The following is a 25,291-nucleotide window of genomic DNA, read 5'->3' on the forward strand; positions in this document are numbered from 1 at the left end:
GTCTCATCCGAGCTCATGAACCGCTACGCCCGGCACTACAGCCTTGGCGATCTCGCACAGGTGTTGGTGGTGCGTCAGGTAGATTACCTGTCCTGCACTGGCCATCTCCCCAAACAGCCGGAAAACCTCCTCTGACCGGACATGGTCGAAGGTCTCCATGATGTCATCGGCTATGAATGGAACAGACGGTCGAAATTGTGCGAACTCGTAGTACCCGGCAAGCCTCAGCGCCAGATAGAGCTGAAAGCGCGCGCCCTTTGACAGCGCGTCGGCGACCTTGGATTGTCCATCGCGCTGCAACGCGATGAGCACTTCCCCACCCTTCACGGGCTGAGTTGTCAGGCCAGAGTACTGGCCGCGCGTCATGAGGGCGAATGCGTCTGATGCGCGCTCCATCATCCCGGAGCGGTGACGCTCGCGGTAGAGACGCAGAGCATTTCCAGCCGACATTATTCCCAATTTCAGCTCGATATAACGGACGGCCTTTTCCTCGATTTCCAGAAGGACGGTGCGCCGTTCGGCATCTATTCGGGCAACAGCGCTGTCACCGCCAATGGCGTCCAGCTTGTCGGTCGCGCGCGTCTGTCGAATGAGCTGCTGCTGTATCGCCTCGTCAGAAGCGCGAAGCCTTTGTTCGGCCTCGGCCTTCTCGATTGCAAGACTGTCGAGATCGACAGCATCCAATATCGAACGCGCCTGCTCGAACCGTTCCACCGCGAGTTCGGACGACACCTGCTCCTCAAGTTCGGCCACGGCTGTGCGCAGGCGGTCCCTGTCGCGCAGCAGTTCGTCGCGTTGCACGACCTCCGCCAGCGTGGCCACGCCAAAGACGCTCAGAACCTCGTGTTTTCGCCGCTCATGCGCCGAAATCTCGCCATCGAGGATCTCACGCGCATCGTGCAGGCGCCGCAGGTCATTGACGAGGCTTGCCTTGGCCTCGCGTGTGCGCTCCGCGCGCTCCAGGCGCTCGGCAAGCCCAATCGCCAACTGTTCCGGTCCGTCGTCATCGGCCGCCTCCCCCGCTTCGGCTGCAACGGCGGCAACCTCGACCAGGAAACTGTCCCTGTCGGCCTCCATCTTGTCGATACGCAGTTGCATGGCGTTCCGGTCCTGAAGACATCTGGACAGCTCAGCCAATTGATCCAGCACCCCGCCGAGGCCGGACGCCGAGATGCCACTCTCGAGCCAGGTGCCCTTGAGCGCTTCGGCAATGCCGGCCTGCCATTCATCCTCACGCCGCTCAGCGACTTCAATGGCGCGGCGCCTGGCGGCCAGATCCTCTTGCCTTGTGGCTACGGTCTTGAGCGCCTCGGCGCGCTCGGCGTCCACCTTGAATTGCCTGTCAAGAAACAGCTCTGCCACGGCCATGACCGTTTCCAGGCCGTCACCAGGATCCGAACCGACGCCGACGCTCGCCAGGGCGCCGCTCAGCGCCAGGCGTATTCGGCCTTCCTCATCAACCGCGCGCTCGGACTTCTTACGGGAAAGCTCGATCTCCTCCCATCCCGCGAGCGCATCGTTCCGAGCAGCAATGCGATCCTCTATTATGTCGATCAGCTGTTCGGGGGAAGCTTCCTGGCACGGCCCGAGCAAGTCTCTTGCGGCCGCCCGCATTTCCAAGTGTACTGCCTGCAGATCTGAGCCGATGCGTGCAAGTTGGTCGCGCGTATGCGCGATGTTGGCCGCGGTCTCAGCGAGGTTGCGGTTCGCGCTGCGAATCTCAACGAGCTCCCTGGCGTTGGCCAGACGGCCTGCTGCGACACTGTCGTCTCGGGCCAGTGCCGCCGCGAAATCATCCGCGGTTTCGCCAGTCAGGTCACCGCGATGCCGCGCCCAAGCCTCGTCGCGGGCGCGCCGTATGGCTCCGGCCGCATCATCGTCGCTGACATCGACCGAGGCACGAAGGGCATTGAGCCGCGCGGCAAACAGATCGTGATTGCCCTGGTGCTCGGCAAGACGTTCGGCAAGGACGCCCCTGCTCTTCCCCAACTCCGCAGCCAGCGCCTTCCAGGCGCCAAGCTGTCCAGCATTCGGAACGGCGATCCTGGCCAAGCCTTGCGCATCTCCCGACCAGGGATGCAAGCGCGCGATCGCGGCCCGCCATCGGATCGCTGCCGCATCCGCGGCCTCGCGCGCCGCCTTGATCTCCCTCAGATATCCGCTCGCCCTTGCCGTCGACAAAACCGAAACCAGCCTTGCCCTGGCAGGCTCTGGCACGGCCCGTTCTTCGCCGACCCGCTCGCGTGCCGCCTGAAGCGCATCAGCAGCGGCCGCCGCCTCCTCGCGCGCAACACGCACGCCGGTAGCGATCCCCGATCGCTGCTCGAGCATGGTGCGCACAGCGCCAATGGTTGCGGCAGGCAGGAGCAGCTTGGCAGGGTCCGGCTCGGCGGGCCTTGCAAGAGCGGCAAGGCAGGTCGCCACGGCATTGTCGAGGATTTGTAGCTCGGTCCTGCGACTTGGCAGGTCCAGCCCGGCCGAGACGTGGCGCACCTTGCGGTCGCCCAGGCCGCGAACCCGTTCGGAAATCGCAAGGACCGCTTCGTCCACATGGACCGAGGCGATTTTCGTCGTCACCCGATCGAGCTCGTCTTCGCTCGCGGCTAGCCGCGTTCTCAGAGTGGCGTCGGCCTCGATCATGTCGGCGACGCTGCCCGTCCAGCTCCGTGGCGGTGACGCGATCTCAGGCAGCTCGGCCAATTGAGCTTGCTTGCGCCTGATATCGGCAAGAATCGGGATCGCCCTAAGATACTTCGCGATGGTATCGAGCCGAGCCGACAGCGCCGACCGTTCAGCGATGCTGCGGTCGTATTTTTCTGTCGCGTCCAGGCGCTCTGTCTCGAGGGTTTCGAAGGTCGACGCCAAGGTGTCGATCGCCTCCCTCCTGGACTTCAGTTCCGCAAGCCGCTTCTTGAGCAGCGCAAGCTCGGTTCCGTGTGCCTGCTTGCGATAGAGCCTGTCGGCCTCGGCCTCGAGCAGGCTCAATGTATCGCTTGCATGCCCGAGGCCGGCGCTGGCCGTGAACAGCAGCTTGCCGAGGTCACCGCGCGATTCCAGGATCGATTTTCCACCGGCTTCCAGCGTTTCGTCGTCCAGCGAGAACATGGTCTCGTATGCGTCGCGAGACAGGCCGGCGAGATGGGATGATATCGCCATTTCGCTGACTGGTTGGCCAGTCGCGTTCAGCAACGAGTTGGTGCGCTGTTTGGTGCGCGTGAAAATCTGCTCCGCGCCGCCGAGCTCGAGCACACCGCCGATGCGCATGGCGCTGTATTCGTGCACGAAATTGTAGCGGCTGCGCTCCTCGATGCCGAACAGCAGATCGAGATAGCCGGAAAGCGCTGTCGACTTGCCGGCCTCGTTGAGGCCGAAGACGATATGCAGGTCGGGACCGGCTTCCGGTTTTGGCCCGAAGTCGATCGTCCTGTCTGTGAACTTGCCGTAACGGATGAGATCAAGTCGCCGCAGCCTCATTGCGACCCACCGGCCTTGAGGCGCGCGGTGACCAGGTCGGCGCCGCTGGCAAGCACCCTGTCCAGGAACAACTCCAGCTCAGTCTCGTTCTTGCCGGCGAAATCACGTCCGTCAGGCGGAAGATCCGCGATCATCTTTTGGACCAACGCCCTCGCCTCGGCACGGAAGGCTTCCGAGCCGGCATCGGCGCGCATGGACTCTGCGAGCTCGAAAATCGGATCGGCGACGCCCTCGGATGTTTCGGCTGCGGGTGGCGAGACGTTAAGTTCGAGCTTCTCCACCCAGGTTTCGCCTACCTGGTCCGCGACCTGCTCAGCTTCCGCGAGCAGCAGATCCCGGTCGCGGATCAGTGCCCACGATAGAGGTGACGCCCCGGTCAGGCCGAGGCGAACCACAGCATGACGGGATCTAACGGAGGCGCGCACATCTTCGAGCGCGGATCGGACACGCTCGACGATCTCGGACCATTCCACCGTTTCGGTCACGTCGACGTTCACCCGCTCGAATTGCGCGATACTGGTGAGCCTTTCCTCGATCTCGATGGTGCGGTCGTCTTGTATCGTCACCAGGGTGACGGATTTCTCGCCGGCCTCGTTGATGTCCCTGCCCTGTGGAATTCCTGGCATCACCACGGTGCTTGCCCCGGGATGGACTTGGCGGACATGGATGTGCCCAAGCGCCCAGTAGTCGAAACCGTGGCCGTGCAGGTCAGCGACATTGCAGGGGGCATAGACGTCGTGGCCCGGCGATCCGGCCAGGCTGGTATGCATGATGCCGACATTGACCGCGCCCTCGCGCGGCGCTGAGTACTTCGGGAGTAGACTGTCCGGCGCCTTGGGGCTGGCAAAGCTCAAGCCGTGGAACATGACGTCAAGCCCGCCGGCTGTCTGCAGCACGGTCTGGGGACGGCCGCCGAAGATCGTGACCGTGTCAGGGAACACCAGCTGTTTCGATATCCGCGACAGGGCGTCATGATTGCCACGGATCTTGAAAACCCTGATGCCGGCCTGGTGAAGCCGTGTCATCTGTGAGGCAAGGAAGCGGGCCGTTTTCACCGACGTCTGATCGCCATCATAAAGGTCGCCGGCAATGACCAGGGCATCGACATGTTCCGCAAGGCAGAGGTCAACGATCGAGACAAACGCCTGACGGCTGGCGTCTCCGACGAGTTCGGCAAGGTCGGGGTTTCGCATCGCCAGCGAACGCAGCGGCGAGTCGAGGTGGATGTCGGCGGTGTGGACGAATCGAAATGGCATTGGAAATCTCCGGTTTGAACATACCGGTGTTCGACCGCGGCTCGACAGGGAAAATCTTAAGAAAATCCGGCGGCCGATACCGCCGCACCCCTTCCGCATGAGTTCGCCGACATCTTCCGAGCTAGAAGTCTGTTCGCTTATTCGAGGACCGAGCGCGACGCTGCGGGACAGACCCTCCACAGATAAAAGCGCTGGGAAATGGTGGGGCAATGTATTGAGGATACCCCCAACATTGCAGTGATACGTGATGAGCTTAAATCCCTCTGCAATGTTTAGGATGCTGACTTAACAACTCTTCCATTTGATGTCGCACGGTGTGCGTTGCTCAATTCGGCCGAACGAGGCAGTGTGTGGATTCGGGGCCTCGTCTCGGCTATGCACACACGATGGACGACAGATCCTTGTTTATGAAATCCAGCATCGACCACCTCCCGCCACCAAAGCAGCGCGAGCTGAGAAAGACGGTTGAGCTGCTCCTCGAGGAGTTTGAGGATGCCCTCAAGGGAGGGACGACCGACTTCAAAAAGCGCGGGCGCATTCTCAAGATCATACTTTTCGGGTCCTATGCACGTGGTGGCTGGGTCGACGAGCCGCATACCAGGAAGGGCTACCGTTCGGATTTCGACCTGCTTGTGGTTGTGAACAATCGCAAACTGACCGATTTCGCCGGCTATTGGCAGACGGCAGCAGACCGGTTGATGCGCGAAATCAGCACGCCAGTCAGCTTCATTGTACATTCCCGCCGGGAGGTGAACACTGCCCTCAGGGAGGGTCAGTACTTCTTTGTCGACATCCGTCGCGAGGGAATTGTCCTCTACGAGCTCGACGAAGAACCGCTGGCGCATCCGGCACCTACGAAGCCGGCCGATGCATTCCGATTAGCAGCCGAACACCTCGAAGACAGGCTGCCCCATTCCAAGAAGTTCGCGAAAGGTGCGATGTTCTATCTACAAGAGGGCGACTTCAAAGAAGCAGCTTTTCTCCTCCACCAAGCCATCGAACAGGCTTATGCCGTTGTGTTGCTTGTTCTAACCAACTACAGCCCTGCCTCTCACAACGTTAAATTCCTCCGCAGCCTCGCTGAAGATCAAGCACAGGAACTTGCCGAAGTTTGGCCCCGCGACCAGCAGCGTTTCGTAGCTTGGTTCAACGTCATCAACGAGGCTTATGTGAAAGCGCGCTATTCGAGGCACTTCGAGATCACTCGCGAAGCGCTCCAGTGGCTTGCCGAGCGGGTCTCCGAGTTGATCGATCGTATCGAAATGATCTGCCGATCACGGCTTGAAAAATTGAGGAGCGAGGCAAATACGGCTGATCAGCAAGCGGGCTAACTTCGCGATTGCACCAATTCCAGTGTGATGTCCGGAATTTTCTGTCGTCGTCCGAATTTAGTGTCGCTGCCGCACGACCTGCCGCGAAGCATGGTCTCGATTCGGGGAAGACGAATGTTGCCGTCGCCGCTGGTAGCGGGGGCGCAGTTCTGGAGGAGATGGCAAAGCGCGCGAAGGGAGGTGTTCTCACCGTAGATAACAATCGCTTCGTCGGCGTCGGCTCCCTCAACGTTGTGTTCGGCGCCGATCCTCACGCAGTCCTCCCGCGTCGGCTGCCCGATCTCGAAACGCATGCCGATACGGCTTTCGATCTGATTCATAGCGTGGATATCACGCCTCGTGCCCGCTAACCGATAAGTGTTGCCGGCGAGCAGTAAAGCGAAGCCGCAGCGCTCCTGAAGATGGAGCAGCTCCCGCAAAACAGTGGGTGTGAAGTTCTGATATTCGTCCACCAGCAACGGACGCGTCGGGCCGTATCGGGTGCCCAGAAGTTCGTGCAATCTTTCGCAAGATCGTATGTGTGCTTGCTGTTCTTTTGGACGCCGTAGGCGTCGTGCAGCATCAGGAACATCGGCCTGATAGCCTTGGTATGCTGCGCAACTTCGCAATAGGCAGCTCCGCTTTGGGCGGCTATCCAGTTAAGCTACAGCCTTTCCGGGTCCGGCCTTGCCGACCGCAAGCACCTCGCCTTCCCGTTGGCACGGAAGGATTCTAGCATCCGTTGAGTGCCATTCCCGACTCGTCGCCTAAGCCCTGCGCGGTCAGGCAGTTCCAGTGTCTTTGATCTTCACGCATCTCTTCCTCTGTCTTGCGGTTTTCCTCGATTGCCGCATTGGAATCGTCGGCGCCGGGGCCAGGCGACTGCTGCGCCTTCCTCAATGCAGCCGCTCCCAGTATTGTAAGAATGCCTTTCATCACCTCAACGGTCGGATCAGATACCGAACCGGAACCATCCGCGGCATCGGGAGTACGGGTTACGACCGTTTTCCGCTCGGCGAGGACCTCTGTTGCCCGGCCCCTTGCCCAACTCCCCTCAAGTTTTCCATTCGGTCTCACCTGGTAGACAACGGGCGCGTCGCTTCCCCAGTCGACGGTAAGGATATCACCCTTCAGCAAGCCTTCGCCCTTGTAGCTATTGCCAACTGACCATTCGAACCGAAAGCGGTTCTCGCCGACCTTCGTGACCTTGCAGGCACCCGCATATCGCGAGCCGTCGGGATTGGTCCCCTGGACTGAATAGGTCCCTTCGAGCTGCGATGTCGCGGCAGTCTGTCCCGCTGTCCGGGCGGATGCTTCAGCATCTGCCGCTGCCGCAGGCGCGAGGTTGAGGAAACTCGCCAACACGATCCCTGCACACCATAGGATGTTACGGCCTATCGAAGCCGTTCCATGGATCAATGTGTGGTCAGTCATATGGACCCCCCTTGCTTGCTTTTGCGACGGCGCGGGGCTGGACCTGGAATTGGCTATCCGTACCGCGTCGGACCAGCTGTCTCCTTCGAAAAGAACCAGAATACAGCTCCAATCTCAGGAAGTCATTTTAGCCGAAGGGAGTAGTGTGTTCGGTTCAGGGGAATCCCTGACGATTGGAACTATCAAGCATGACCTCCCAACGACGAAGGTGCAGCGCACAACTTTGTACGGCTGATCTTTCACGGCGTCGACGACCTCAAGATGGCAGCGAAAGCACTCGGCGCGGCCACAACTGAAATGCATCAGAGTAAGAAAGAGCGATTCCATACGCATTCTGTAAATCGGCGTGCGAAATTGGACTCCACTAAAGGTCCTGAACCGCCCCGGGTTTGCCGGAGGCTCCGAACCTTGAGAAAGTGGAGCCATGACAAGCAAGATGACGAACAGGTTTTCTCCGGAGGTCCGCGCCCGAGCGGCGGATGGTTTTGGATCACGAGAGCGAGCATCGGTTGCGCTGGGCGGCGGTTTGTTCGATCGGGGCCAAGGTCGGCTGCACGGCGCAGTCGCTCAATGAGTGGATCAAGAAGGCGGAGGTGGACGGTGGCGTGCGCGCCGGCGTGGCGATCCTTCGAGGCGGAGGAGTTCGCTACCCTGGAATGGGTCGACCGGTTCAACAATCGCCGGCTGCTGGAACCCGTCGGCAGCATCCCGCCGGCCGAAGGCGAGGAACGCTACTATGCCGTCCCGGAAGAGCCGGCCATGGCAGCATGACTCAAACGAAATAGCCTCCGGCAAACCAGGCGCGATTCACTGGCCGCGTGCCGGCGCCCTCTCAGCGGTGCGCTGCTACCTTCCTAAGTAGGTGTTCTAGCCCAGTTTCGGCTGTGCTACTGTTCCCGCGCAACATGTGCTGGGGCGTACAGTGCAAATCCTGTCCTCGTTGGGAACCATCAGCAGTCTAGCGGCTGCACTGCTCTTGATCGGCTGCGTGGAGAGCGAGCCACTCAATCAGATGCCCGCCAACTTCAAACCCGAAAAGCCGCTGGATGACATCTACTATACGGGAGAGAACGAGAAGGTGCAGGTCTTCACCGTCCATCATGATAAGCAAGGACTCTACCAGATTGCGTTTCCCGCTCCCGACAAAGACCCTGCAGAGGCGCATTTTGGAGCCCTTGGAATATTCGGCTGTTTGCAATGTGGTGTGAAGGGAGAGGAAATAAACGCCGTGGCTCTTATGCCCAAGGATGGGGATACCATATTCGGCTATCTCCAGTTCACAAAGGGGCACTGGGTTCTGAACGTCCCGACCATCTCGGAGGACAATTTGTCCGTTGTCCAGAGCCTCGCCAGGAAACACGATCTTGCAATAACGAAAGACGCTCTGGGGATATACAAGATTGCAGGGGATCTGACGTTCGAGAACCTGACGGGCTTCTTCAGAGACCCCGCGTACTGGGTCAGCACCAACCCCTCGCAGACCATGGTTCTAAATCGGTTCGGGTGTGAAATGGCCAAAGCGGCGCTCAAGCGGGCCAAGACCGTTGCAGATGAAGAATGCACAGCGGAATTCCTGTGCTCTTATGACACCGAATCAATTCAGGATGCCGCCGAGAATTTGGCCAAAGCCTGCGATGGCATCGAGCGTAACGGTCTATCCGGCGGACAGACAGTCAAAGAGATGGAGCGATTGCAGAACAGATTGGCGAGCGAGATCTACGATTTCGAGAACAATTCCGAACGAGAATTTTGGTAATTCGAAGTCTCGTTTCCAATCTCTATTTGTGTCAAGCGAATTAGAGACGCGACATCGACAGCAAGTTAGAAATGCGACAGTGACGCACCGGTACGCGCCTGCAGCGAAAAGCTCACGCACCCCTGCCTCGGCCACAGTACACGACGTCAAGGGCGAGGAAGGTTTGAAGTGATTGAATAGGGGATTCTTCGCCAAAAGGATCCTCCCATGTCAAGCAACGGTTCACGCCGCCTCGTCGAGACCCCAAAAAGTCATTTCGTGCTGCGCGATTCGCGACTGGAAACGCTGGCGGTTCTGATCCTGGCGCTGGTTCAGGGCCGCACGGTCAATCTGGGGAGCATGAAAAAGTTGGGGGTCATCAGGCGGCCGGCTTGAGTGCATTTTCAGATTTCTACCGCGTCTCGCGCCAGCGCTTGAAGTCGTTGTGGAGAGGGCCGTCGAAGACGCGGGTTCGCAGCTGCATCAGGAGATGGACGCCGCGCGGCGTCCATTGCATCTGCTGCTTCTTGGCGAAACGCTTGGCGATCACCTGGTTGAACGTTGACTCGACGAAAGCCGTCGAAACGACCTCGCCATAGCGGTGCCGTTCGGCATAGTTCGGAATGAGATCGGCCTTATTGTCAATGTAGCGGCTGATTCCAACAGGTATTAGCGCAGCTTGCGCACCTCAACATCGCCGGAGCCTGGGGCGCGCGCATCGCTGAACAATTCGGCGAAGAGGCTCCGCTCGATGCCCGCGGCCAGCAGATGGAGGTGACCGAACCGCTGCCGCATCGATCCTGCCAGTGGTCGGCATCTGGACCCACGACAAGGATCACGGCGCCTATCTCCGTCAAGTCGAGCGGGGCAATATCGTGTTCGGCGGCGCGGCCAAAAGGGTGCAGGTGGACCTGGAGCCGGGCCATGCGACGGCCGATCCCACGCGCCTTCCGCTGCAACTGCGCGCGGTCGCGCGGCTGGTGCCGGTAATCGCGCGGGTCGCGGTCATCCGCACCTGGTCCGGATGCGAGGGTTAACCCGAAACAATGGAAGGCGGAATGCGAGCTTTCGAATTGCGGGGAAGGAAGTACGCCGTCGTGTGAGGCGACAGGACCGCCGTTCTTGGTAATCGGCGCAGTGTCGGAACGGAGCATGAGCCGCTATCCTGGTGTGCTCCGCCAATCCCATGCTTGTCCGCTGTCCCGGGACTGAGGACAAAGATTAAGGACTACGGTTGCGCTGCTGGTTTGTGTTCTGTTATTCGCCCGCCGACCGGCGGCGTGATTGCGATCGGCTTAGGCGTGCGAGCTTGCGCACGGTGTTCGTCATTCTGCACCCGCCCCAGATGTTGCACTTGGTGCGGCGCTTTTTGGGTCCGCCAGCGGAACGAAAGGGTTAAGTGACGATTTTCTAATGGAGCTTGCGGACGCAAAGACACATTGAGGTTTGCCGCCATGACAATGCTGTTCGAGCCACTGAACTCTGACGGTCACAAGCGCAGCGTCCTTTACCACGCCGCTCGGTCGTCGATGCTGCACGATCGCCTCGTGAACCATATGGGCCGGGTTGATCGCTTGGCCGATGAGGTTGAGCGTGCGGCGGCCGTTCTGATTGATGTTACCCATGGTTCTGCTGTCGTGGCATTTCAGGACGCGGTTTTCAGGAACTCGTCGGCAGCTTTCCTTCACCTCGAAGCAGGTCAGACACTCGGGCTCTGACCCGAGAAGAGGAGTGCACAGATCGGATCACCGATCCTGCGGCATTGGGTTGGCACTGCGGCGCTGGCAGGCTAGCCGGCGCCGGCCGGAGCTCTTTTGCCAGCTTGAAGGAGACGACAGATTGAGTTCTCATGACGACCTTACTGCGTTAGCTGAGGATTGGGTCGGCTGTTCAGGTTTACCGGTGGGCAGCTTCATTCGCAGCCAAGCAAGTCCAGTGCACCCAGGAGCATGACGGGGTCGAGTAGATGGCGAACTAACCCGCAAACCTGGCTGGAATTGAGAGCTCACCACGACATAGGCGGAACGGGCCGCGCTAGAGTTCAGGCACCGGGCGCGTAAAGCTGTTGGCGCAGACCGTCCGCAAATAAAGATCGGGAAATAGTAGGCCTCCTCCAGAAAAAGCGGACTATTTATCTGATGCATGGCGACCCTGTCTACTTTGCAATGTTTACCACGTCGACTAAAAGGCTCTTCCAGTTGATGCCGCAAATGTGGGCGTTTTTATGCCAGGAACCGGCGGAACCTTGCTGGTGCAATCCAATCGCCAGCGATCCGACATGACGCGATCGGTGCTGTCGGCAGCGCCATTCGATGCCCCGCCTACGGCTTGGCGCCGGGCCGATGCGCGGATCACGATGACGGAGGTTGGCCAACGCATTCCCGATGGCTTCGAGGTGCATGTGCGCAGACTGTTCGACCTGACGCCGGCAGAAGCCGAGCTCTTGAGGGGGTTAAAACATGTAGCGTCTTATCTGCGATTGAGCGGCTCGGTGCTCTTGAGCAGCGCGACGAGTTGGCTTTGCTGATGCGTTCCGGTCTTGGCGAATATCCGTTCCAGATAGGTCCTGCTGGTCTTCACCGTGATCTTTAAGCCGGAGGCAACATCCTTCAAGGGCTGCCCTTGCGACCTTCAAAAACGCCTGTGTGTCGAACTCAGATCGCGTCATCCAGTCCACTCTTTCAAACTAGGTATGAATCTATATCCACTTTCGAGCTCAACGCCCGAAGACGAGCCTATTGGAGAAAAAAACACTCCCATACCGAGCTAGGTCTCCCGTTCGGCTATTCAACGTCGAGCAGCGGACCGCACTACATCTTCACCCGCTCCGACTTCGGATCATACATCGGCTTCAGCGATGCCTCGGCCGCAAACCGCTCGCCGGCGATCTCGATCTCATAGGACGAGGCCAGCACATCCGCCTCGGTCTCGCCTTGGCAGGGCACATAGCCCAGCCCGATCGCGCCGCCGAGATGGTGGCTGTAATTGCCTGAGGTGATCGGACCGACGATCTTGCCGTCGCGCAGGATCGCCTCGTTGTGGAAGAGCAGCGGCTGCGGGTCCTTCAGCCGGAACTGGACCAGCCGGCGGCTCAATCCGGCTTCCTTCTTCTTCAATACCGCGTCGCGGCCGATGAAATCGCCCTCGGGCGCGGCTGCTCGCGCTGTTCCGCCTCGTGCATCGGGGCGACCGGTCCAGCGACTGGATCCGCGGGCGCGGCGGCTAGTTGTTCGACCCTGCCGCCTTTCCCTTCCTGCAGGGCCAGGACGACCCAAAGGATTCGCCGAAGCCCGCCGAGGTGTTGGATGAATGCCTGGCAAAGGTGCTCGACCGCCTGCTGGTGCTTTCCGGCGAGAAGCTCTCCTACCGCACGCTCGACGTGGAGCAGATCGGCAGCGTCTACGAGACCGTGATGGGCTTCAGGGTGGAGACCAGGGATGGGCCCGCCCTCGCTATCCGTGCAGGCAAGAACGATAAGACGCCTGTCTTTGTGGATCTGAATAAACTGGGGGCAGAACAAGAGCTGCTCAGAATCTTGCGCTAAGGTCGAACGGAGAGTGAGCGCCCGGATGTTCGCTGTGGATACGCCATTTGCCTCCTGTACCGTTAGGCCGCTTTGGACAGAGGCTTTGCCACGACCGTTCTGGAGTGGAGTGGAAAGTGGCCCGACGAGCGCTTCTCAAAGAACACGAGCGAAAGACGCTATTCGACATTCCGGTCGATGAAGACAGTCTGATCCGCCACTACTCTCTTTCGCCGGCCGATTTGCTGGAAATCCAGCTACGGCGCCGTGAACACAATCAGCTCGGCTTTGCGATCCAACTTTGCCTGATGCGCTACCCCGGCCGGCCACTGTTGCCTAACGAGGTTCCGCCGAAAGCGATGCTCGACTATGTTGCCGGGCAAATAGGTGCAAGCTCGACCGCATTCAGGTTGTATGCCCGTCGTGAGGAAACCCGCAGCAATCACATTGCTTACCTCCTAGGTATTCTGCAGAAGCGAAACGCAACAGCCGAAGATCAGCGTGCCGCATTGCTGTCGGCAATCGAGATGGCCTCAACAACAGACGCGGGTGCTTCGATAGCTGGCGCCATTGTAGCGGAGTTCCGCAATCGAAATTCGCTACTCCCGGCAGCCAACATCATTGAGCGGATGGGGATCGCGGCGCGGGCCATTGCCCGGCGACGGGCAGAGAGGGCGCTGATCGAAGCGATACCAGCTGATCGGCTTGCATCATTGGACGGGCTGTTGGAGGTTGACCCGACGATCGGTCAAACGCGCTTTCATTGGTTGAGATCAGCGCCAGAAGCGCCTGGCGCGTCAAACCTGGTCGGACTGACCGAGCGGATCACGTTTCTGCGGACGCTGGAGATCGACCCCGCACTACAGATCCGCATTTCTTCGGGACGTTGGGATCAGATGATCCGCGAAGGCAATGCCACGCCAGCATGGCTGGCCAACGACTTCAACGCCAGTCGCCGTCACGCTTTGATCGTGGCTCAAGTCATCAAACTCGGCCAGAAGCTTACCGATGATGCCGTGACGATGTTTATCAAGTTGATGGGGAGGCTGTTCTCGCAAGCCAACAGCCGCAAGAAGCAGCGGCACATGGACCGTCGGCCGGACGCCACCAAGGCGCTACGGATGTTCCTCGACACCATCACAGCGCTGCAATCGGCGAACGACTATGGCCGGAATGCACTAGAGGTTCTCGACCAGAAAGTTGGCTGGCATCGACTGCTTCGGATGAAGCCGGAGCTCGAGTCCTTGGTCGAGGTCAGCGAGGCATCATGTATGGCCCGGAGACATAGGTAACAGAATGTACCTAAGACATGGGTGACAACCTCGTGCCGAACGGGTTGTCTATGGTCTGCAAGGTCCTCTGTTCCAGGTCGATATACCCCAGATCATAGTGCATGAAGCTGACGAGCCAAATGCCGTCGTCGACTTCGGTGATTCCGAGCCTTTGGCCGGCGAGCACGGTGGAGATGTGTTATCTTCTTCCTGTGCATGCAGATGCGGCCGCAGGCGGTGACGAGGATGTCCTTGTCATGGAAGGGATATTCCAGCCCGGGGAGGCCTTGATAGGCTCTTGAAGAGCCTCTGTAGAGCTCGGCTGGCACCTTCATGCCGATGGCCTCGTGCGGTCGCTCGGCATTGAATTCGCTCACGAAAGCATCGAACCTGGCCTGCTGCTGCAGGGCGTTCATGCCCGGCGGCCGGGTCGTTTCGGCCTTGAGCGTGCGGTGCATGCGCTCGTGGCGAGCGTTCTCGTGCGGGTTGCCAGGCCGGATGCGCTCGATGGCGATGCCGAGCCTCAGCCAGAACACCGACAGCCTCGATAGATTGTAGAGGCCGTTGGGGCTTGCGAAGGGAAGGCCATTGTCGCTTCTAATCGCGTCCGGCAGGCCACGTTCCTTGAAGAGCCGGACGAAAGCCTCGATGACTGGAACCTCCTTTGTCGCTTCAAGGGCTTCGCAGGCCAGCAGATAGCGTGAAGCCTGGTCGGTGACGGTCAGCGGGTAACAGTAGCGGCCGTTGCCGAGCTTGAACTCGCCCTTGAAATCGGCGCACCAGAGATCGTTGGGCTGCATCGCCTGTGACAGTTGCGTGCCCGCGGCCTTGTTCGCCCGGTTCCTCTTGCGGGCCTGGCTCACAAGGCCGTGGCGGTCGAGCACGGCATGAACCGTGCTCTTGGCCGGGATGCGCACCTCGCCGGCGAGCTTGCGCACCAGCAACTCCCTGATCTTCCTGGCGCCCCAGTGCGGCTTCTCTTGCCTGTTTTCCACAATCATCCGCTCGATCTGGACCGGCAGTTGGTTGGCATAGCGCACCGGCCGCCGAGAGCGGTCCGTCAGGGCCTCAAGACCCTCATCCTTGTAGCGATTGAAGATCTTATAGCCCGTCTTGCGCGAGATGCCGAACTCCCGGCACACATCACTCATGCCTTCTCCGTCGAGAAGGCGAGCTACAAAACGAAGACGTTCCTCCATCACCGAACACTCTCTCCACGGCATCAACACCTCCGGCCAAAAGCCAAAAGTGTTACCCATGTGTCCGGTACAAAACGTCACCTATGTCTCGGGTCGCTCATCACCCTTGACCGTGGCAGCCGAACAATATCCGGCCGTCAACAAGTACGCCGGCGTCTTCCTGCAGGCATTCACGTTCCGTTCGGCGCGCCGCTACGACCCGCTTCTTGCTGCGGTCGGGGTGCTGAAGCGGCTCTATTCGGAGAAGCGTCGGACATTGCCGGAGACCGTCCCAGTCACTCACCTGAGCCAGACAGATCGGAAGCTGATATTCGGGCAGGATAAGCCCGATCGCCGCCTATATGAGATTGCGACGTTAACGGCATTGCGAGACAGGCTTCGATCCGCTGACATCTGGGTCGACGGCAGCCGATCCTTCCGGCCGATCGACGAGCATTTGATGCCACGATCAACGTTATCACAATCAAGGAGCAGGATCGTCTCGGACTGGGCGTACAAGGTGATGCCGCCGTGTGGCTAACGGAAGCGCGGCAGATGCTCGACTTCAACCTGAAGCGGCTGGCGCACAAAACGCGTTCCGGAAAGCTTGAAGGTGTTCGTCTTGAAGGGGGAACGCTGATCGTCACGCCGCCGGTGAGGTGCCGGCGGCGGCCGAAGAATTGAACGCCGAGATCAGCGAGCTCTATCCGTTAGTTGAAGTACCGGATCTCCTGCGAGAGGTGCACGAGTGGACCGGATTTGCGGACTGCTTCACGCATGTTCGAACGGGCGACAGTCCTAGGAATGTCTCGGCTATGCTGGCGGGAGTCCTGGCGGATGCGACCAACCTTGGGCCGAAGCGAATGGCGAGCGCGTCCAAGGGCATCAGCGCTCACCAGATCGGCTGGATGCGTACATTCCATGCCCGATCAGAGACCTATCGCGCGGCGCAAGTGTGCGTGACAGACGCGCATGCTCGGCACCCGAATTCTCGGCTCTGGGGCGACGGAACGACCTCGTCGTCGGATGGCCAATTCTTCCGTGCAAGCGACAGGGCCGCAAAGCGCGGCGAAATCAACTTGCACTACGGCAGTGAGCCCGGTTCCAAGTTCTACAGCCACCTGTCCGATCAAAACGGCTATTTCAGCATTCTTCCCATCAGGCCGACTGAGAGCGAAACCGCCTATGTGCTCGATGGACTGTTCGACCAGGATACGGTTCTCGATATCCAAGAACATTTTACCGACACCGGTGGCGCGAGCGATCACGTTTTCGGCCTGTTCGCCCTAATCGGCAAACGCTTCGCACCTCGGCTGCGCAATCTCAAAGACCGGCAGTTCCATACGTTCGAGAAAGGCGGCGCATATCCAGCGCTCGCCAATCATATCGGTGCTCCGATCAACTCCGCCCTGATAGTCGACCACTGGGACGATCTTCTTCACCTGGCGGCGTCGATCACCACGCGATCTGTCGTGCCGTCGACGATACTGAAGAAGCTCTCGGCATCGCCAAAGGAGAGCCAACTCGCCAGGGCGCTGCGGGAACTCGGGTGCATCGAGCGTTCCCTCTTCACGATTGAATGGTACTCCAGCCCGGCACTGCGCCGTCGCTGTCAAGCTGGCCTCAACAAGGGCGAGGCGGCACACAAACTCAAGCGCGCCGTGTTCTTCCATGAGCGGGGCGAGATCCGCGATCGGTCATTCGAAAGCCAGGCGTTCCGCGCATCCGGCCTCAATCTCGTCGTCAGCGCGATCGTGCACTGGAATACGGTTTACATAGAGCGGGCCGTCACCCACTTGCGCAGTGCACGTCGGAGATTCCGGATCATCTGCTTAAGCACGTCTCGCCGTTGAGTTGGGAGCACATCAACCTGACCGGCATCTACACCTGGGACGCAGAGCATCAAATACCAGAAGGCTTCCGATCGCTCAGACTGCCTACCCCAATCCGTCGAGCAGCATAGAGTTCCCGATCCGTTAGCCCTTAACGCAAGATTTTGAACAGCTCTTGTCCTGACCCCTATAAGCCGATCATTCGACTGGATCCGGTGAAAATCCGGGTGGCTCTTCCGGCCGCCGATCCGCCGGACCACGCAACTGAAACGATAGTCAATCAGCCGCCAGGAAGGCGACAGATCATACGTTTCTGCGGGACTTCCTCATCATGGTTTTTTCTGACACCGTCCGACGTGACTGGCTTTCTAATATCCGCGCCGACTTGCTGTCGGGCATCGTAGTTGCGCTTGCGCTGATACCCGAAGCGATAGGGTTTTCCGTCATCGCAGGCGTGGATCCGAAGATCGGACTGTACGCTTCGGTCGTCATCGCGTCGGTGATCGCCTTCGTAGGTGGACGACCAGCCATGATATCCGCCGCGACTGCCGCCACTGCTGTTCTCATGGGGCCACTCGTCCGAGACCATGGTGTGCAGTACCTGTTCGCAGCCACCATTTTGATGGGCGTGGTTCAGATCATTGCCGGTCTGCTTAGACTCGGACGCGTGATGCGCTTCGTGTCGCAATCCGTCATGACCGGTTTCGTAAACGCCCTGGCGATCCTCATCTTTCTAGCGCAAATGCCACAGCTGACGCATGTGACGATGACCACCTATGTGTTGATCGTTTTTGGTCTGGCGATCATCTATCTCTTCCCGCGACTGACAAGGACCGTGCCATCGCCGCTGGTGGCCATCGTCGTGCTGACTGGCGTCAGCCTGGTCTTCAAGCTTGACGTGCGAACGGTGGCTGATCTCGGCCAGTTGCCGACAACCTTGCCGACTTTCGGCGTCCCGCAGGTGCCGCTAACGATTGATACACTTCGCATCCTGTTGCCAATCGCGCTGACCTTGGCTGCGGTTGGACTGCTGGAATCATTGCTTACAGCTCAGATAGTCGATGACATGACTGACACTGCCAGCGACAAAAGTCGGGAGTGTGCAGGTCAAGGCGTTGCGAATATTGCCTCCGCTCTGTTTGGCGGAATGGGGGGGTGTGCGATGATCGGTCAGTCGGTCATCAATGTCTCTTCTGGCGGACGCGGCCGATTGTCCACGCTCGTGGCGGGTGCGTTTCTCCTTGTGCTGCTCGTCCTCCTCCAAGACATACTCGCTGTCGTCCCTGTCGCTGGGTTGACGGCGGTGATGATAATGGTTTCGATCAACACCTTCTCGTGGGCTTCGGTCGGCAGGCTGCGCACAAATCCTTGGCCGTCGTCCATCGTCATGCTGGCCACGGTTGTCGCCGTTGTGACCACGGGCGACCTTTCGATGGGCGTACTGATCGGGGTCTTCCTCTCCGGTGTGTTTTTCGCGGGCAAGGTTTCTCGGCTCAGCCGGGTAACCTCAATGCTCTCAATGGATGGCCGCATGAGAACTTACGTCGTCGAAGGTCAGATATTTTTTGCCTCGGCAGGGACATTTGCCGACTCGATGAATGTCCTGGAGCCGGTCGAAAAGATCGTGATCGATGTCAGTGCCGCCCATTTCTGGGATATCTCGGCGGTAAGTGCCCTTGACCGCGTCGTACTGAAAGCGCGCCGTCGCGGGCATCAGGTTGAAGTCGTTGGCTTGAACGCTGCAAGTGCGACCTTGGTTGAGCGTTATGGACAGCATCAAGCAGTTGGTGACGTTGGAGTGCCCAGCAGCTGGTGGCCAATAGGAAGACACTGGCCTTCGCGGGCCGTTAGATGACATGGGAAGCTCCGGGCCTCTTCGCCCCCGACGCGGAGCAACCTACTTTGCAACCGATCGCGCTTCCGACCGAGCGAAAGGGATCGGCAAGTTCTGGGGCCATATCACATTCGGCTCGAATAAAAATACGTGCGCCGACGGGATCAAGGGTGGCGATCAACACCAAGTTCGAGCTTCCGGGACAGATTGGCGAGCTCCACCCGTGTCGCGATCTCGAGCTTGTTATAGATGCTGTGCAAATGAAGCTTGACGGTGCCAGGCGATATGCCGAGCGTCTGGCCGATTTCCCTGGAGCGCAAACCGAGAGCCGCAAGGCGTGAAACTTCCGCCTCGCGCGGCGTCAACAAGCGCAGAACCCGATCGCGCTCGTTGTCGCGCTCGCGGAACCGAACGAAAGCGGCATTCAAGCTGCTGTCCATGAAATAGCTGTTGCCGGCAACAACCGCGCGAATACAGTCGAACAGGACGACCGGCGCCTGCTCTTTCATCACGATGCCTTTGATGCCGTGGCGCGATGCTTCCGCGAAGTCCTCGTCGCTAAGATCGGCCGTCAAAACGACGACAGTTAGCTCCGGGTGATTAGTGCGGACACGACGAACGAACTCGAGCCCGCTCATTTCGGGCATCTTGAGATCAAGAAGCACGATGTCGACCGGCTCGGCCGCTATAACCTCAAGCGCATCTCGCGCACTGGTGCAGGTGGCAACGACATGCAAATCGGGCTGCGTTTCGATCAACCGACGCAGCCCGTCCAAGACAATCAAGTGATCGTCGACCACGACAATACGGGTGCTCATGAAATGGCTCCTGCTACTGGCAAGCTGATGACGACCCGCGTCCAATCGGCGACTTTGTCGATGGATAGGCATCCTCCGCAGGCCCCCGCCCGTTGGCGCAGGCTGCGCGGTCCGAGCTGGTCCGTCTCCAGATCGCCATGCTCGAGCCGGCGGTCAAAACCAAACCCGGCTCCGTCGTCATCGATCATTAGTGTGATCGTCGATTCATCCAGCCGCAGGCTTGCCTTGATTGTGCGCGCTGCACCGTGTCGCACGGCATTGGCAGTTGCCTCCGACGCCATTCGTGTGAGCTCGTAGATCATCGTCGCGGGAAGCTGCAGATCGCCAGGGGTGAGCGTGAAATGAAAATCGATCGACCATTGTTTTTGAAGTCGTTCTGCGAGGGCCGCAAACTGGACCGCGAGTTGGGAATTGCCCGACATATTGTGCTCGTGCCCCGGCTCGAGCGCACGGATGAAGGCGCGTAGCTCGCGTTGCTCCTCCATCAGCATGGATTGAATCGCTGCCAGGCGCTGGTCCATCTTTGCAGTATCTTGAAACCGCAGTGCCTGTAGCTGCAGAACTGTGCCCGCGAGCGACTGCAAGACACCGTCGTGAAGATCGCGCCCGATCTTTATCCGTTCCTCGACGGCGGCAGCGTCGCTCAACTGGCGGACCAGCATCGCCTGCAGGAAGAGCGCCCTTATCCGATCGGCGACGATTTCCGCAACGGCCACATCATCGAGCGTCAGGGCTGGAGGGTCCAGCACGAAGAGGCGTGCCTCGAGATCGTCCACCTGGAATGGCACCGAAATCGCACTCGAAATGGCGTGGTCGAGGACAAGGGCGGCGCAAATAGGCGCGCCTTCCTCCTGCCAACGCTCGAAGCGACCCTCCCCCTGATGAACGAGCACCCCGCGGCCGCGCTCGGCATCGCTGATCAAAAAGCTTGCACGGACAAGGCACTCGGCAGTCCATGGAAAATATGCGCTCGGTGACAATCGTTTCACGGATGAAACGCCGTTTTTCCAAGACGCGGCATAGGTCCACGGCTCTTCGGCATCACTCCACAACAGCAACGCGCGCGGCACCCTCATCACATGAGCGACGTAATCCAGCGCTGCGCTTGCTGGCCAATCGCCGCCAGCTGGTATGATGGGCGCCTTCTCGACCAGCCGCAGCAATTCGGTACGGACTGCCTCTTGGTGGGCGCCCAACCAGATCAACAGGATGGCCGTGACCAGCATGAATAAGAGTCGAGACACATCCGTAGTGCTGTCGTGGTCGAGATCAATGATTATGGTGGTGTCGGTCGCAACCAGAGCGAGCAAAACTCCAACCAAGATCAGAGAAGTCCACAGCGCACCTTGCCACCGCCAATGCAATGTGGCCGCCAGAAGCGTGAAAGGCATGAACATAAAGAATGGGCTCGAGGCACCGTCTGTCAGGGACATGAAAACGATGATCGCGACGACGTCGATTGCGTGCCGTATCATCGTCCCACTTACGCGCGCGATCTCGCTTCTCCAGATTACAATAGCAGCGAGGACGGCGTAGCAGAAATAGGCAAGGAGAAGCGCGAATATGAGCTCCGTCGAACGTGGTGGGTGGGTCGCGTCCAGCCACGCGATATAAAGACTGCCGATTGCCAGCATGACGCGGCCGGCTGCGATAACCCTATCGGAGCGAGCGCGAAAGGTGTTGATCCAGGTCCTTTGGCCGACAACAACATTCTCTCTGCTTGAGAAGTGTTGCGGGAGCAACTTGCCAAGATATGCCACGGCGCTCTGAACGGTGTGTCCTACAGAATAACTCGGCCGTTCGCGCCACAACATGTCCGATGTCCCCACAGAGCTGTTCGGCCGCTTCCCTTCGATAGTTCGCTCGCAACGCCGCTGCCTCTCATCGGCAGGCTCGACCGAACGGCTTCACGTCGTCACATCGCGGAATGATGCCAAGCAATGATACATTCCTTAGGCCGTGTTTGTTCTTGCCATCCGGGTTTGTACGACAGCGTACCCATAGAGAATATATACGGCAACATTGAGAACCTCCTATACATCGTTGGGTATATGTACGGCGGGATTTCCGGAATGTAACCTGACCACCTGGCAATTCTCAGGTGCATTTGGGGGATCATTGTCAATCCGACGAACATATCAGCCCTATCTATCGGCTGCCTGGTCTTCTCCGCTTTTTGCCGAAGAGAAGCGGCCGTGGGCGGCAGTAGAGATCGCGCCAACTCCAAACGGCAGCCCGCCTGCCACGTTAATCTGCTCTGCCTACAGAGCCAGCCAAGCAGGCATCGTAGCACTCATCCTGAATCAGGTCGATCCGCGTGTCGTTAACAAAATACTGGATCCTGTCGTCCGATTTTTGCCACTAACGATACCCGGCGTCATCTATCTTGGCATGGACAACGGAGTTCGGATGCAAGAGGCCTTATTCGCGGCGGAGGTCGTTTTCGCCGCAACGAAGCCGTTCCGCGCTTCCTTGCTGTCGCTTGGCATAGATCGTCGCCGTATCTGGCCCGCGAGTTCAGCTCCGGCACTGCTCGACGACGATGTTGCGAAGTTCGGCAAGATGGCTTCAACTCGACGCTTCCATGCTGACAACGATCGACTCCGTGGGAAAGTTGTTCAGCCGTTGTTGCCGATTTAAGGCACGGCAGGGCTGTCAGCCGCTGGATCCGCGAATACAATGCCGAGAGCCCGCAACCATTCATCTGGAAAGTCAAGCCTGACGAAATCATTGCCGCCCGAACCGCGGTTTCCAAACGTCGAAATCAATACACTGGATCGACGGCTCCATCTTGTTTCAGGTCGAGACGCCCCCTCTTTTCCGCCCCGACGCAGCACGAATCCGGCTGTGGTCGATGGCTTCCCCGAAAATCATGAGCTTGATCGTTCCCAGCAGAATGGTGAAGTCCAGCCTCAGCGAACGATGCTCAATGTACCAAAGGTCCAGCGCCAGCTTGTCCGTATTGCCGAGCGACGAATTACCGCAGATCTGGGCCCACCCTGTAAGCCCCGGACGAACCGATCCACGATGCGCGCCGTCTGCGCCAAAGGCCGCGATCGTGTCTGGCAGGATTGGCCGCGGCCCGATCAGGCTCATTCGGCCGGTCAGCACATTCCACAACTCGGGCAGTTCATCGAGCCGGCTTCGGCGCAGGAAGCCACCGAATGGCGTCGTGCGATCGGCGTCCGGGAGCAGAGCCCCCTCGAAATCACGGGCGTCCGTCATCGAGCGGAACTTCACTAATGTGAAGGGATTGCCGTTCCTGCCGCTGCGCAACTGCGTAAATAATATCGGTCGTCCCATGCTCGTCCAGATGGCGGCGGCTAACAGCATAAGCATCGGCGCGCAAGCGACGAGCGCAAGTAGAGAGATGATAACGTCTGCAGTCCGATACAGATGGCCCTTCATCGCGCGCATCAAATCGGCAGGGGCTCTGCGGGTTTCCGGATGATGAAGTTGCCGATGGCGAGAGCGTCCATCCCGGTCCCGTGGAATGTGCGCACGGCATCAACCGCGGTGCAGACAATGGGCTCGCCCTTCACGTTAAACGATGTGTTTAGAAGGACAGGCACGCCGGTGAGTTCCTCGAAAGCATCGAGAAGCCGGTGATAGAGCGGATTCGCATCTCGATGGACGAGTTGGACACGTGCCGTGCTGTCGACATGCACGATTGCTGGCGCCGCTTCCTTGAGCGCGGGCTTCGCGCGGAATGCTATCACCATGAATGGCGCATCGTCCCATGCCTCCAGATAACGGTCGGCGGCCTCCGCCTTCATCGAAGGGCAGAACGGACGCCAAGGCTCACGATACTTGATCACGGCGTTCACCTTGTCACGCATCTCTACCGTTCTCGGATCGGCCAATATGCTGCGTTGACCGAGCGCCCTCGGACCTGCCTCCATGCGACCCTGGAACCAACCGACGATCCGGCCCTGACTCAGTTCGGAAGCGACTGTCTTAGCGATGTCGTTGGACAGGTCATAAGCGATGCCGCAGCGTTTGAGCATATCCTCGATCTGCTCGTCGCTTTCCTCATTGCCAAGTGCCAGTGTCCGGAGCTTTTCAGGTCGACTGCCGGTTCGCTGCCAGCAAGCCACCAGAGCAGAGCCTGCCGCCGCCCCGCTGTCGCTGCACAGGGGATGAGGGAATATACGCGCAATGGCGTCGAGCTCGAATAGCTTCGTGTTCATCTTGACGTTGAGGCCGACGCCTCCGCTGATGCACAAATTTGTCGCGCCCGTCTGCCGACATCCCCAACGGACGAGCCGCTGCGCGGCTTCCTCCAGCGCCTCCTGCACGGCAAAGGCAAAATTGAAATGCCATTCCGTCAACGGCTCGCTTTCTGCTCTGGGCCGGTGGTTCATCAGGATAGCAAGATTGTCGGTGAAGCGATTTGACCAACCGTGCGGACCATAGTGAATCATCGCCGGGTCGATGCAATAGCCGATACCGTCCTTGGCCTCGAAGATCATGCGCTGGACGGCAGCTTGGATTCCCGCGTCAGGACGACCATAGGCGGCTAAGCCCATGACCTTATATTCACCATCGTAGGCTTCAAAACCGAGATATTCGGTGGCGGCGGCATAGAACCAGCCGAGCGAATGCGGCATCGCAATTTCGTATATCGGCACTATCCGGTCGCCTTCGCAATGCCAGAGGACGGTGCAATGCCGATCACCCGATCCATCAACCGTTAGGCACAATGCATGGTCAAATGGCGATTGCATATAGGCCTGCATTGCATGGACATAGTGGTGCGGCAGTGGAAAGATCGACGGTAGCCTATCTGTCCCGAAGGCCCGCCGCCATGCCATCGTATGACGATCAATTGCGTTCTGCTCGCAGAAATGGCCCAGCAGTCGATTTTGCCAAGCGATTGTATTCCGGTCGAGCGGCCATTCACGTTGCATGGATTCGAAGAATTCTCGCATCGCGCCATTGGTGTAGGAGGGAATATCCCAGTTTATGGCCAAAGCCTCTAATTCGTTGGCTCCAATGCCGGCCTGTTCGAGACAGAATTTGATCGCCTGTGTGGGATACCAGTCCTTTGCATGCTTGTTCCGCAGAAATCGCTCCTCCTCCGCGAATGCCAGCAGTTTTCCTGAACGAACAAGAGCTGCGGAAGGATCGTATCCGCCCTCAAAAACGCCAAGAAAATAATCAGCCATGTTGATCGCCTCCCACTGCATCGGGAACGATAGGTGAAGGCGTCTCCATTGGCCATCTATCTAACGATATATGGCACTTGCTGTCTGCTCTTCCGCTCGGCTGCGGCCGAAGCGCACCCTACTTGCGCGAAACTTTAGTACTTCCGCCTGCCCAGCGTTGCCGCACCAGTCGCGCCTTGTCGCCCGAATTCGTCGAACGTCGCGGTACTGATCCGATCGCGACGTTCGATCTTTCCAAAGCAAATGGCAGCTCATGGGCAACCACGACCTCGCGCACAGTCGCCTGTTATGTCCGCTTTAAAGGCAGTGGCAGTGCTGACTTCAATGTCCGACGTGCTGAAGGGTTTCGGGTGCCGTCAGGCGTACGAAAGTCTCTCATGCAGGAACCCGCGGGCCGCAGACGATTGCCTATGGGGATTTGTGCCTCGGGGTGTGCCAGCGCCTGTCGCTAACTTCCG

At 59.2% G+C, this 25,291-nt stretch carries 16 protein-coding genes, 7 pseudogenes and 1 other annotated feature; of the genes and pseudogenes, 11 read left to right on the top strand and 12 right to left on the bottom strand.

Annotated elements, in window-relative coordinates; genetic code table 11:
• Positions 1-3: 3 nt before the first annotated feature.
• Together FJ949_RS23630 and FJ949_RS23635 are read right to left on the bottom strand one after the other, a co-directional pair.
• On the bottom strand, positions 4-3,474 hold the full coding sequence (locus tag FJ949_RS23630) for an AAA family ATPase (RefSeq protein ID WP_140499672.1): 3,471 nt from the start codon (positions 3,472-3,474) through the stop codon (positions 4-6).
• Positions 3,471-4,730 carry a DNA repair exonuclease gene (locus FJ949_RS23635; protein WP_140499674.1) on the bottom strand — a complete coding sequence of 420 codons (1,260 nt, stop codon included), beginning with the start codon at positions 4,728-4,730 and terminating at the stop codon, positions 3,471-3,473. Before FJ949_RS23635 ends, FJ949_RS23630 begins: the two co-directional genes overlap by 4 nt.
• A 407-nt stretch (positions 4,731-5,137) precedes the next feature.
• Between FJ949_RS23635 and FJ949_RS23640 the strand changes: the two genes are divergently transcribed.
• Positions 5,138-6,061, top strand: a complete 924-nt coding sequence (locus tag FJ949_RS23640) for a nucleotidyltransferase and HEPN domain-containing protein (protein ID WP_140499822.1) — start codon at positions 5,138-5,140, stop codon at positions 6,059-6,061.
• Here the strand turns inward: FJ949_RS23640 and FJ949_RS23645 are convergent.
• The gene (locus FJ949_RS23645) at positions 6,058-6,513 is read right to left on the bottom strand and encodes a hypothetical protein (RefSeq protein ID WP_224646708.1); all 456 of its coding nucleotides are present in this window, start codon (positions 6,511-6,513) and stop codon (positions 6,058-6,060) included. The genes FJ949_RS23640 and FJ949_RS23645 overlap by 4 nt on opposite strands.
• A gap of 259 nt (positions 6,514-6,772) precedes the next feature.
• Positions 6,773-7,474 carry a hypothetical protein gene (locus FJ949_RS23650; protein WP_140499676.1) on the bottom strand — a complete coding sequence of 234 codons (702 nt, stop codon included), beginning with the start codon at positions 7,472-7,474 and terminating at the stop codon, positions 6,773-6,775.
• Between the two features lie 618 nt (positions 7,475-8,092).
• Between FJ949_RS23650 and FJ949_RS23655 the strand changes: the two are divergent.
• From FJ949_RS23655 to FJ949_RS30435, 3 genes and pseudogenes are all read left to right on the top strand, one after another.
• Positions 8,093-8,245 (top strand): annotated as a pseudogene (locus tag FJ949_RS23655) (IS3 family transposase); the annotation flags it as partial.
• A gap of 151 nt (positions 8,246-8,396) precedes the next feature.
• Positions 8,397-9,230, top strand: a complete 834-nt coding sequence (locus FJ949_RS23660; RefSeq protein WP_140499678.1) for a hypothetical protein — start codon at positions 8,397-8,399, stop codon at positions 9,228-9,230.
• Positions 9,231-9,437: 207 nt separating this feature from the next.
• A complete protein-coding gene (locus tag FJ949_RS30435; protein WP_181172143.1) occupies positions 9,438-9,605 on the top strand; it encodes a hypothetical protein in 168 nt (55 codons plus the stop codon).
• Between the two features lie 16 nt (positions 9,606-9,621).
• Here FJ949_RS30435 and FJ949_RS30850 read toward each other — a convergent pair.
• A pseudogene (locus FJ949_RS30850) lies at positions 9,622-9,837 on the bottom strand (ISKra4 family transposase); the annotation flags it as partial.
• 59 nt (positions 9,838-9,896) lie between these two features.
• On the opposite strand from FJ949_RS30850, the pseudogene FJ949_RS23670 reads away from it, so the two are divergent.
• Together FJ949_RS23670 and FJ949_RS23675 are read left to right on the top strand one after the other, a co-directional pair.
• Positions 9,897-10,243, top strand: a pseudogene (locus tag FJ949_RS23670) (FAD-dependent oxidoreductase); the annotation flags it as partial.
• A 420-nt stretch (positions 10,244-10,663) separates the two neighbouring features.
• Positions 10,664-10,927 (top strand): hypothetical protein, encoded by a 264-nt coding sequence (locus FJ949_RS23675; RefSeq protein ID WP_140499679.1) that lies wholly within the window; start codon positions 10,664-10,666, stop codon positions 10,925-10,927.
• Between the two features lie 751 nt (positions 10,928-11,678).
• Here the strand turns inward: FJ949_RS23675 and FJ949_RS23680 are convergent.
• On the bottom strand, positions 11,679-11,822 hold the full coding sequence (locus FJ949_RS23680) for a helix-turn-helix transcriptional regulator (protein WP_181172148.1): 144 nt from the start codon (positions 11,820-11,822) through the stop codon (positions 11,679-11,681).
• Positions 11,823-12,019: 197 nt separating this feature from the next.
• Positions 12,020-12,355: pseudogene (locus FJ949_RS23685) on the bottom strand (glycine cleavage T C-terminal barrel domain-containing protein); the annotation flags it as partial.
• 80 nt (positions 12,356-12,435) lie between these two features.
• Between FJ949_RS23685 and FJ949_RS23690 the strand changes: the two are divergent.
• Both FJ949_RS23690 and FJ949_RS23695 read left to right on the top strand, forming a co-directional pair.
• Positions 12,436-12,753, top strand: coding sequence for a hypothetical protein (locus FJ949_RS23690; protein ID WP_140499681.1), 318 nt, complete (start codon positions 12,436-12,438; stop codon positions 12,751-12,753).
• A 116-nt stretch (positions 12,754-12,869) separates the two neighbouring features.
• Positions 12,870-14,000, top strand: a pseudogene (locus FJ949_RS23695) (DUF4158 domain-containing protein); the annotation flags it as partial.
• 34 nt (positions 14,001-14,034) lie between these two features.
• On the opposite strand, the pseudogene FJ949_RS23700 reads toward FJ949_RS23695, so the two are convergent.
• A pseudogene (locus FJ949_RS23700) lies at positions 14,035-15,226 on the bottom strand (IS481 family transposase).
• Between the two features lie 73 nt (positions 15,227-15,299).
• On the opposite strand from FJ949_RS23700, the pseudogene FJ949_RS23705 reads away from it, so the two are divergent.
• Positions 15,300-17,144, top strand: a pseudogene (locus FJ949_RS23705) (Tn3 family transposase); the annotation flags it as partial.
• Between the two features lie 74 nt (positions 17,145-17,218).
• Positions 17,219-17,274 (top strand) — a sequence feature (sul1 is cis-regulatory element that is thought to sense ions involved in sulfur or methionine metabolism; They are found in Alphaproteobacteria).
• A 70-nt stretch (positions 17,275-17,344) separates the two neighbouring features.
• Positions 17,345-18,868 carry a SulP family inorganic anion transporter gene (locus tag FJ949_RS23715; protein ID WP_140499685.1) on the top strand — a complete coding sequence of 508 codons (1,524 nt, stop codon included), beginning with the start codon at positions 17,345-17,347 and terminating at the stop codon, positions 18,866-18,868.
• A 143-nt stretch (positions 18,869-19,011) separates the two neighbouring features.
• Here FJ949_RS23715 and FJ949_RS23720 read toward each other — a convergent pair whose 3' ends face one another.
• On the bottom strand, positions 19,012-19,665 hold the full coding sequence (locus FJ949_RS23720; RefSeq protein ID WP_140499687.1) for a response regulator transcription factor: 654 nt from the start codon (positions 19,663-19,665) through the stop codon (positions 19,012-19,014).
• Complete coding sequence (locus FJ949_RS23725) at positions 19,662-21,299, bottom strand: histidine kinase (RefSeq protein WP_224646651.1); 1,638 nt, start codon at positions 21,297-21,299, stop codon at positions 19,662-19,664. The genes FJ949_RS23720 and FJ949_RS23725 overlap by 4 nt, the downstream gene beginning before the upstream one ends.
• Before the next feature lie 484 nt (positions 21,300-21,783).
• Here FJ949_RS23725 and FJ949_RS23730 point away from each other — a divergent pair, with 484 nt between their 5' ends.
• A complete protein-coding gene (locus tag FJ949_RS23730; protein ID WP_140499691.1) occupies positions 21,784-22,305 on the top strand; it encodes a hypothetical protein in 522 nt (173 codons plus the stop codon).
• A 156-nt stretch (positions 22,306-22,461) separates the two neighbouring features.
• On the opposite strand, the gene FJ949_RS23735 is transcribed toward FJ949_RS23730, so the two are convergent.
• Together FJ949_RS23735 and FJ949_RS23740 are read right to left on the bottom strand one after the other, a co-directional pair.
• Positions 22,462-23,073 carry a sugar transferase gene (locus FJ949_RS23735; RefSeq protein ID WP_140499693.1) on the bottom strand — a complete coding sequence of 204 codons (612 nt, stop codon included), beginning with the start codon at positions 23,071-23,073 and terminating at the stop codon, positions 22,462-22,464.
• 8 nt (positions 23,074-23,081) lie between these two features.
• Positions 23,082-24,833, bottom strand: coding sequence for a carbamoyltransferase C-terminal domain-containing protein (locus FJ949_RS23740; RefSeq protein WP_140499695.1), 1,752 nt, complete (start codon positions 24,831-24,833; stop codon positions 23,082-23,084).
• Positions 24,834-25,291 lie beyond the last annotated feature (458 nt).

This window comes from Mesorhizobium sp. B2-4-1, from assembly GCF_006442185.1.
Taxonomy (GTDB): Bacteria; Pseudomonadota; Alphaproteobacteria; order Rhizobiales; family Rhizobiaceae; genus Mesorhizobium.

Excerpts from the sequence above, each read along its gene's own strand:
- FJ949_RS23735 (WP_140499693.1), bottom strand. The coding sequence starts at position 23,073 with ATGAAGGGCCATCTGTATCGGACTGCAGACGTTATCATCTCTCTACTT.
- FJ949_RS23630 (WP_140499672.1), bottom strand. The coding sequence starts at position 3,474 with ATGAGGCTGCGGCGACTTGATCTCATCCGTTACGGCAAGTTCACAGAC.
- FJ949_RS23650 (WP_140499676.1), bottom strand. The coding sequence starts at position 7,474 with ATGACTGACCACACATTGATCCATGGAACGGCTTCGATAGGCCGTAAC.
- FJ949_RS23640 (WP_140499822.1), top strand. The coding sequence starts at position 5,138 with ATGAAATCCAGCATCGACCACCTCCCGCCACCAAAGCAGCGCGAGCTG.
- FJ949_RS23725 (WP_224646651.1), bottom strand. The coding sequence starts at position 21,299 with ATGCTGGCAATCGGCAGTCTTTATATCGCGTGGCTGGACGCGACCCAC.
- FJ949_RS23635 (WP_140499674.1), bottom strand. The coding sequence starts at position 4,730 with ATGCCATTTCGATTCGTCCACACCGCCGACATCCACCTCGACTCGCCG.
- FJ949_RS23720 (WP_140499687.1), bottom strand. The coding sequence starts at position 19,665 with ATGAGCACCCGTATTGTCGTGGTCGACGATCACTTGATTGTCTTGGAC.
- FJ949_RS23740 (WP_140499695.1), bottom strand. The coding sequence starts at position 24,833 with ATGGCTGATTATTTTCTTGGCGTTTTTGAGGGCGGATACGATCCTTCC.
- FJ949_RS30435 (WP_181172143.1), top strand. The coding sequence starts at position 9,438 with ATGTCAAGCAACGGTTCACGCCGCCTCGTCGAGACCCCAAAAAGTCAT.
- FJ949_RS23715 (WP_140499685.1), top strand. The coding sequence starts at position 17,345 with ATGGTTTTTTCTGACACCGTCCGACGTGACTGGCTTTCTAATATCCGC.
- FJ949_RS23675 (WP_140499679.1), top strand. The coding sequence starts at position 10,664 with ATGACAATGCTGTTCGAGCCACTGAACTCTGACGGTCACAAGCGCAGC.